This window comes from Mycolicibacter senuensis, assembly GCF_003284925.1.
Lineage (GTDB): Bacteria > Actinomycetota > Actinomycetes > Mycobacteriales > Mycobacteriaceae > Mycobacterium > Mycobacterium algericum_A.
This window is the reverse complement of sequence record NZ_QMEX01000169.1, coordinates 1-6,880: the sequence shown is the minus strand read 5'-3', so window position 1 is coordinate 6,880 and position 6,880 is coordinate 1. Positions and strand designations below refer to the sequence as shown.

Here is a 6,880-nt window from a genome sequence, read left to right as displayed (position 1 = left end):
CGTGCCGGCCCAGCCTGCCGGGCTCGCAGCAGCACCGGGACCGCAGCCAGGATGACCAGAGCGGAGACGCCGATGACGATGTACAGCAGGCCGGTGCCGGAACTCTCCGTCGGCTGGTCGAAACCCCGCCCGAGGTCGACCAGCGCGACCGTGGCCGCCACACTCATGCCCAGTAGTGCCAGCCAGATCGCCGCGCAGACACCGAGCAGCACTCGGTCGGTGACCTCCGGGGACTGCCCGGGGTGGACGAATCGGTCCGCGATGTTTCTGCCGACCATCAGCAGCTCGTCGCCGGTGCGTCGTTGCTGTTGGAGGACAGCACCCTGCCGTCACTGCTGGTGATCGAACAGTTGAGCTTGCTCAGCCGCAGCATGCTGGACGCCTCCACCGAACCGATCTCCGACTGGGAGATCGGGGTCAACGTCAACGACCACGGGATGTAGGCGTTGCGTTGCGTCCGCCGTTGCCCGGAGGCGTCGACGTAGGTGATCGTGATCTGGTCGAACGGCGCCTTGGTGCCGGTGACCGAGTAGGTCACCTGCATCGGCTTGGCCTGCGTGGTCGTGGTGGGCTCCGGTGTCGTGGTGGACGGTTCGGGGGCGGGGGTCTCAGCCGGCGGGGGCGGCGGTGGCGGCGGCTCCTCGCTCGGCGGCGGCGGCGGAGGCGGCGGCTCCTCACTCGACGGGGGCGGGGGCGGGGGCACGGTGGTGGTCGGGATGCTGGTCTTGGTGATCTCGTCCTGCACCGGCGGGTGCGACACGGTGGTGCTGGTCGTGGCGGGAGTGGCCAGGTCGTGCGTCTCGGTGCGGGCGAACAACAGTGCCACCGACACCACCAGGGAGATCGCGGCGATGATCACGGTGACCCCGACCACCCAGGGCCAGCGCGGCGTCTTGGCGTGCGGGTCCGGCTCGTCGGGCGCGTTGTAGTTGTCGTAGTCGTACAACCGCGGGTCGGGCGGCACGTAGGGACCAGTCAAGAACTGCTCGGACTCCGGCGCCGAATACGCCTGCGAGTACGCCGTGTTGTCGGGGGTCCCGCCGGTGGCCGCTACATCGTCGATCGCCGGGATCTCCCTGTGGCCGACCGCGCCCGGTACCGCTTCCGGAGCCGGTTCAGCGGCCGGCTGACCGTTGCCGGGGACGTCGTCTCCAGAACCCGACTCCGGGGGATTCGGCCCGCTCATTCCCGCCTATCCTGTTCCAACCTGTGCGCCCGCGCACGCGCCACCCACCGCGGTCGAATTCGACCACCGTTGGTCATTGTGCACCGGCAACCCTACCCAAACGGGTCGACACGGCGGCGCGTGCGGACCGGCTCAGTGTTTCTCGGGGCCGATGTAGTACTCGAAGACCAGCCCGGCCACGCTCGATATCACCAGCACCACCCCGGCGGTGATCAGCCACGGCAGCCACAACGCGATCCCGACGGCGGCCACCGATCCGGACAGTGCGATCAAAATCGGCCACCAGCTGTGGGGGCTGAAGAAACCCAACTCCCCGGCGCCGTCACTGATCTCGGCCGCCTCGTAGTCCTCGGGACGGGTGTCGAGCCGGCGAGCAACGAACCGGAAGAAGGTGGCCACGATCAGCGCCATCACCCCGGTCAGGATCAGCGCCGTGCTACCGGCCCACTCCACGCCACCGGTGGCGAACAACGAAGTCAGTACGGCGTAGACCACACCGACGACCACGAAGAAGGTGGCCACGAACTCGAACAGCCTGGATTCGATGCGCATGGATCGTCCCTACTTGTCGCTGGCTTGCGGGGCCAGCAGGCCGCGCCGGCTATCGAACGGTTGCGTGGTGACGGCCAACGGCTCCTGGTTGATCGCCTCGAGCGCCTCGGCGTTGCTCTTCCCGGCGATGCGCTGGCCGAGGTAGGCCTTGAAGTCGTTGGGCGAGACCACCCGGACCTCGAAGTTCATCATCGCGTGGTAAGTGCCGCACATCTCGGCGCAGTGGCCGACGAACGCCCCTTCCTTCTGGATCTCGGAGACCTGGAAGGTGTTCACCTGGTTGTTGCGCTCGGGCCAGGCGATCACGTCACGCTTGAACAGGAACTCCGGCACCCAGAACGAGTGGATGACATCGGCGGAGTTCAGCACGAACTCGATGCGCTTGCCGCTGGGCACCACCAGCACCGGCACCTCGTTCGTGGTGCCGAGTGTCTCGACCTTGTCGAAGTTGAGGTAACTGCGGTCCTCGGCGTTGCGGCCACGGATCGGCCCGACCAGCTCCTCGCCGTGCTCGTCGACGCCTTCCGGCTTGGAGATCAGCGCGTCCTTACGCTGCTGGTCCGCGCCGTCGTAGCTCAGCGTGCCGTCGCGGAAGTCGACCTTCTGGTAGCCGAATTTCCAGTTCCACTGGAACGCGGTGACGTTGACGACCACCTCGGGGTCGGGTTCGTGGTGCAGCATCTTCTCCTGCACGACGACGGTGAAGTAGAAGATCACCGCGATGGCCAGGAACGGCAGCACGGTCAACCCGAGTTCCAGCGGCATGTTGTAGCCGAACTGGCGCGGCAGTTCGGTGTCGGTCGCCTTCTTGCGGTGGAAGAACGCCGACCAGAAGATCATTACCCAGACCATCCCGCCGATCACCACCGAGGCGATGACCATGCCCAGCCACAGCTTGTAGTTGGCCTCGGCCTCGGGCGTGATGCCCTTGGGCCAGCCGAAGCCGACCACGTCGGTCCAGTCGAAGCTGCAGCCGCTGAGTGTCACCGCCAGTAGCCCGAGTACGCCGGCTCCCGCCAGCGGCCGAAGCAGACGGCTGAGCACAACGCCCTGCCCGCGACGTGTCACGTTGGTGCCTCCTCGAGTCACAGACCGGGCCGGCCAAAACCGGCGGAGCAGTCGAATACTACGCAGCGTAGACCACCCGAGTCACCCCGGTTCGGCTGACCTGCCGGTTGGCCGGTCCGGTCGGGCCCACCACCGGCCCTGGGCAGGCCTACGCGGTCTGAGACCGATCCCGGTGCGGCATACTGAGACCCGATGTGTGGACTGCTGGCCTTCGTGCGTGCCCCGGCCGGCACCGCCGACCCCGCCGCGGCGGATTCGGGCGACCGCACCGACATTGTCACCACGGTCGAACGGGCGGCGCACCTGATGCGCCATCGGGGGCCCGACGAACTGGGCACCTGGGCCGGCGACGGCGTCGCCCTGGGCTTCAACCGGTTGTCGATCATCGACATCGAGCATTCGCATCAGCCGTTGCGCTGGGGGCCCGCTGAACAGTCCGACCGCTACGTACTGGTGTTCAACGGGGAGATCTACAACTACCTCGAGCTGCGTGAGGAGTTGGCCGCAACCCACGGCGCCGTCTTCCACACCGACGGTGACGGGGAGGCGATCGTCGCCGGCTACCACTACTGGGGCACCGACGTGCTGCCGCGGCTGCGCGGCATGTTCGCCTTCGCACTGTGGGACACCGTGCGCGGCGAACTGTTCTGCGCTCGCGACCCGTTCGGGATCAAGCCGCTGTTCATGGCCAGCGGGCCGGGCGGCACCGCGGTGGGCAGCGAGAAGAAGTCGCTGCTCGACATGGCCGCCCTGGTGGGCTTCGACGTCGGCGATGCCGGCATCGACAGGCGGGCACTGCAGCACTACACCGTGCTGCAGTACGTGCCCGAACCCGAAACACTGCACCGCGGGGTGCGGCGGCTGGAGTCGGGCTGCTGGACGCGGATCAGCCCGGACCGGTCGGTCCCGGAGATCACCCGCTACTTCAAGCCCCGATTCGACGCCACCCCGATCAGCCGCGACACCGAACAGGCCCGCTACGACGAGATCACCGCGGTGCTGGAGGACTCGGTCGCCAAGCACATGCGGGCCGACGTCACGGTGGGCGCGTTCCTGTCCGGCGGGATCGATTCCACTGCGATCGCCGCGTTGGCGATGCGCCACAACCCGAAGCTGATCACGTTCACCACCGGGTTCGAGCGGGAGGGCTTCTCCGAGATCGACGTCGCCGCGGCGTCCGCCGAGGCGATCGGCGCCCGGCATGTGGTCAAGGTGGTCAGCCCGGCGGAATTCGTCGCCGCCCTGCCCGAGATCGTCTGGTACCTCGACGACCCGGTCGCCGACCCGGCCCTGGTCCCGCTGTACTTCATCGCCGCCGAGGCCCGCAAGCACGTCAAGGTGGTGCTCTCCGGCGAGGGTGCCGACGAATTGTTCGGCGGCTACACCATCTACCGCGAGCCGCTGTCGCTGCGGCCGTTCAACTACCTGCCGGCACCGGTACGCCGGTCGATGGGCAAGGTGTCCAAGCCGCTTCCGGACGGGATGCGCGGCAAGAGCCTGCTGCACCGCGGGTCGCTGACGCTCGAGGAGCGCTACTACGGCAACGCCCGCAGCTTCTCCGACGAGCAGCTGCGCGCGGTATTGCCCGGCTTCTCCCCCGAGTGGACGCACACCGATGTGACCGCGCCGCTGTATGCCGAATCAGCGGGCTGGGATCCGGTGGCCCGGATGCAGCACATCGACCTGTTCACCTGGCTGCGCGGCGACATCCTGGTCAAGGCGGACAAGATGACCATGGCCAACTCCCTGGAGTTGCGGGTGCCGTTCCTGGACCCGGAGGTGTTCGCGGTCGCCTCCCGGCTGCCGGCGTCGGCCAAGATCACCCGCACCACCACCAAGTACGCGCTGCGCCGTGCGCTGGAGCCGATCATCCCCGCGCACGTGCTGCATCGGCCCAAGCTCGGTTTCCCGGTGCCGCTGCGGCACTGGTTGCGCGCCGGTGAACTGCTGGAGTGGGCCTACGCCACCGTCGATGGCGCCGCCGCCACTTCCGCTGCCCAGCTGATCGACGTCGCCGCGGTGCGCACCATGCTCGACGAGCACCGGGCCGGCACCGCCGATCACAGCCGGCGGCTGTGGACCATGCTGATCTTCCTGCTCTGGCACGCCATCTTCGTCGAGCATTCGGTGATCCCGCAGATCAGCGAGCCGACGTACCCGGTACAGCTGTAAGGCGCGAACAGCGGATTCGGGCGCTTTCGTGACTGCTCGGCGGGTTATTTGAGTGCGGCGCCGATCTCCGCGGCGGGGGCGTCGCCGTAGGCGTCGGCCAGCCTGGCGAGCGCGACGTCGCGGTCCCACGACCACTCCTGGGTTCCGGTGGATTCGAGCACCAGCACCGCGACGAGGGAACCGAGTTGCGCGGAGCGCTCCAGGCTCAGCCCGGCGCTGCGGCCGGTCAGGAAACCGGCCCGGAAGGCGTCACCGACTCCGGTCGGGTCGGTCTGGGCCTTCTCGGGTACCACGCCGACATGGATCCGCGAACCGTCGGGGTTGACGATGTCGACCCCGTTGCAGCCCAGCGTGGTGACCCGCAGGCCCACCTGCTTCATGACGTCGGCCTCGGTCCAGCCGGTCTTCGACAGCAGCAGATCCCACTCATAGTCGTTGGTGAACAGGTAGGTGGCACCGTCGATGAGCCGGCGGATCTCCTCACCGGTCAGGCGGGCCAGCTGCTGGGACGGGTCGGCGGCGAACGCCAGGCCGAGCTTGCGGCACTCCTCGGTGTGGCTGAACATCGCCTCGGGGTCGTTGGCTCCGATGATGACGAGTTCGGGGGTGCCGAGGCGCTCCACCACCTGGGCCAGCGAGATGTTGCGTGCCTCCGACATGGCCCCCGGATAGAACGAGGCGATCTGGGCCATGTCGATATCGGTGGTGCAGGTGAAGCGCGCGGTGTGCGCCGTCGTGGAGACCAGCACGTTGTCGCAGTTGACGCCGTGGGAGGCCAGCCAGTCGCGGTAGTCGGCGAAGTCGTCGCCGGCCGCGCCGACCAGCGCGGCATCACCGCCGAGCACGCCGATCGCGTACGCGATGTTGCCCGCCACACCGCCGCGGTGCACCACCAGGCCGTCGACCAGGAAGCTCAGCGAGACTTTCTGCAGGTGATCGGCCAGCAACTGTTCGGAGAACCGACCCGGAAAGCGCATCAAATGGTCGGTTGCGATCGAACCGGTCACCGCAATCGTCACTGACTATCCCCCTCGTGTTGCCAACGTGGACCTGAATGTGGGTTCCCACGGTAGCGGCCGGTGCAACCCGGTTCGCCGCCGGGCAGCGCCTAGCCGTCAGGCCGAGGGGCCGGTTGCCGATGGTCAGTTGAATGAGTCGCCGCACGAGCACGAGCCGCCCGCGTTGGGGTTCTCGATGGTGAAACCCTGCTTGTCGATCTGGTCGGCGTAGCCGATCTCCGCACCCTGCAGGTACGGAGCGCTCATCCGGTCGACGGCCAACTTGACCCCGTTGAAGTCGGTGATCACGTCACCGTCGAGGGTGCGGTCGTCGAAGAACAGGTTGTAGCGCAGGCCCGCGCAGCCGCCCGGTTGAACCGAGATGCGCAGGGTCAGGTCGTCACGGCCTTCCTGGGCCAGCAGCGACTTCACCTTGGCCGCGGCTTCATCGGTCAAGACCACGCCCTGAGACTCGGTGGTCGACTGGTCCTGAACAGTCATTGCGTCTCCCTAACTGCGGTTGATTCGGGGGTGGGCTCGCCTCGACTCGAAGCATCCGAGCCCACCGTCACAACGATACCGTGCGCCGAGGTGTTCCCTACTGAGCTGCCGGATCGGGGGAACCCGCCGGTCGGCTACCGATCTGCGCCGCAAGCACCGTGGTCAGCCCGATCAGCTGGTTGGCGGCGTCGACCAGCGCCAGGCCCACCGAGCCGGCGTGGTCGGCGATCGCGCGGGCGGCCACCACGCCGGCCGACCGCAGCGCCGGCTCGTCCAGGTCGATCTGCCCGGCCAGTACCAGCACCGGCAGCTGCCGGGTCCGGGCCGCGGCGCACAGCGATCCGATGACCTTGCCGTGCAGGGACTGCTGGTCGAACCGGCCCTCGCCGGTGACCAGGACGTC

At 68.0% G+C, this 6,880-nt stretch carries 8 protein-coding genes; 1 reads left to right on the top strand and 7 read right to left on the bottom strand.

Annotated elements, in window-relative coordinates; genetic code table 11:
- The 4 genes from DQP56_RS21480 to ctaC all read right to left on the bottom strand — a co-directional run.
- On the bottom strand, window positions 1-278 hold a 278-nt coding region (locus DQP56_RS21480), incomplete at its 3' end, for a DUF2561 family protein (protein ID WP_114475787.1).
- Window positions 278-1,186 carry an MmpS family transport accessory protein gene (locus DQP56_RS21475; RefSeq protein ID WP_112688883.1) on the bottom strand — a complete coding sequence of 303 codons (909 nt, stop codon included), beginning with the start codon at window positions 1,184-1,186 and terminating at the stop codon, window positions 278-280. The genes DQP56_RS21475 and DQP56_RS21480, both read right to left, overlap by 1 nt.
- A gap of 132 nt (window positions 1,187-1,318) precedes the next feature.
- On the bottom strand, window positions 1,319-1,738 hold the full coding sequence (gene ctaF, locus DQP56_RS21470; protein ID WP_013828639.1) for a cytochrome c oxidase subunit 4: 420 nt from the start codon (window positions 1,736-1,738) through the stop codon (window positions 1,319-1,321).
- A 9-nt stretch (window positions 1,739-1,747) separates the two neighbouring features.
- Window positions 1,748-2,806 (bottom strand): aa3-type cytochrome oxidase subunit II, encoded by a 1,059-nt coding sequence (gene ctaC / locus DQP56_RS21465; RefSeq protein WP_234825770.1) that lies wholly within the window; start codon window positions 2,804-2,806, stop codon window positions 1,748-1,750.
- 192 nt (window positions 2,807-2,998) lie between these two features.
- On the opposite strand from ctaC, the gene asnB reads away from it, so the two are divergent.
- The gene (gene asnB, locus DQP56_RS21460; RefSeq protein ID WP_112688879.1) at window positions 2,999-4,978 is read left to right on the top strand and encodes an asparagine synthase (glutamine-hydrolyzing); all 1,980 of its coding nucleotides are present in this window, start codon (window positions 2,999-3,001) and stop codon (window positions 4,976-4,978) included.
- 44 nt (window positions 4,979-5,022) lie between these two features.
- Here the strand turns inward: asnB and DQP56_RS21455 are convergent, their stop codons facing one another.
- From DQP56_RS21455 to DQP56_RS21445, 3 genes are all read right to left on the bottom strand, one after another.
- On the bottom strand, window positions 5,023-5,997 hold the full coding sequence (locus tag DQP56_RS21455) for a carbohydrate kinase family protein (protein ID WP_112688877.1): 975 nt from the start codon (window positions 5,995-5,997) through the stop codon (window positions 5,023-5,025).
- Between the two features lie 123 nt (window positions 5,998-6,120).
- Window positions 6,121-6,477, bottom strand: coding sequence for a HesB/IscA family protein (locus DQP56_RS21450; RefSeq protein WP_065025289.1), 357 nt, complete (start codon window positions 6,475-6,477; stop codon window positions 6,121-6,123).
- A 97-nt stretch (window positions 6,478-6,574) separates the two neighbouring features.
- Window positions 6,575-6,880, bottom strand: a 306-nt coding sequence (locus DQP56_RS21445) for a glycerate kinase (protein ID WP_165825104.1), incomplete at its 5' end; no start/stop codon positions are given.

Bases quoted from the DNA above. Each gene is read 5' to 3' on its own strand.
- DQP56_RS21475 (WP_112688883.1), bottom strand. From the start codon at position 1,186: ATGAGCGGGCCGAATCCCCCGGAGTCGGGTTCTGGAGACGACGTCCCC.
- ctaF (WP_013828639.1), bottom strand. From the start codon at position 1,738: ATGCGCATCGAATCCAGGCTGTTCGAGTTCGTGGCCACCTTCTTCGTG.
- asnB (WP_112688879.1), top strand. From the start codon at position 2,999: ATGTGTGGACTGCTGGCCTTCGTGCGTGCCCCGGCCGGCACCGCCGAC.
- DQP56_RS21450 (WP_065025289.1), bottom strand. From the start codon at position 6,477: ATGACTGTTCAGGACCAGTCGACCACCGAGTCTCAGGGCGTGGTCTTG.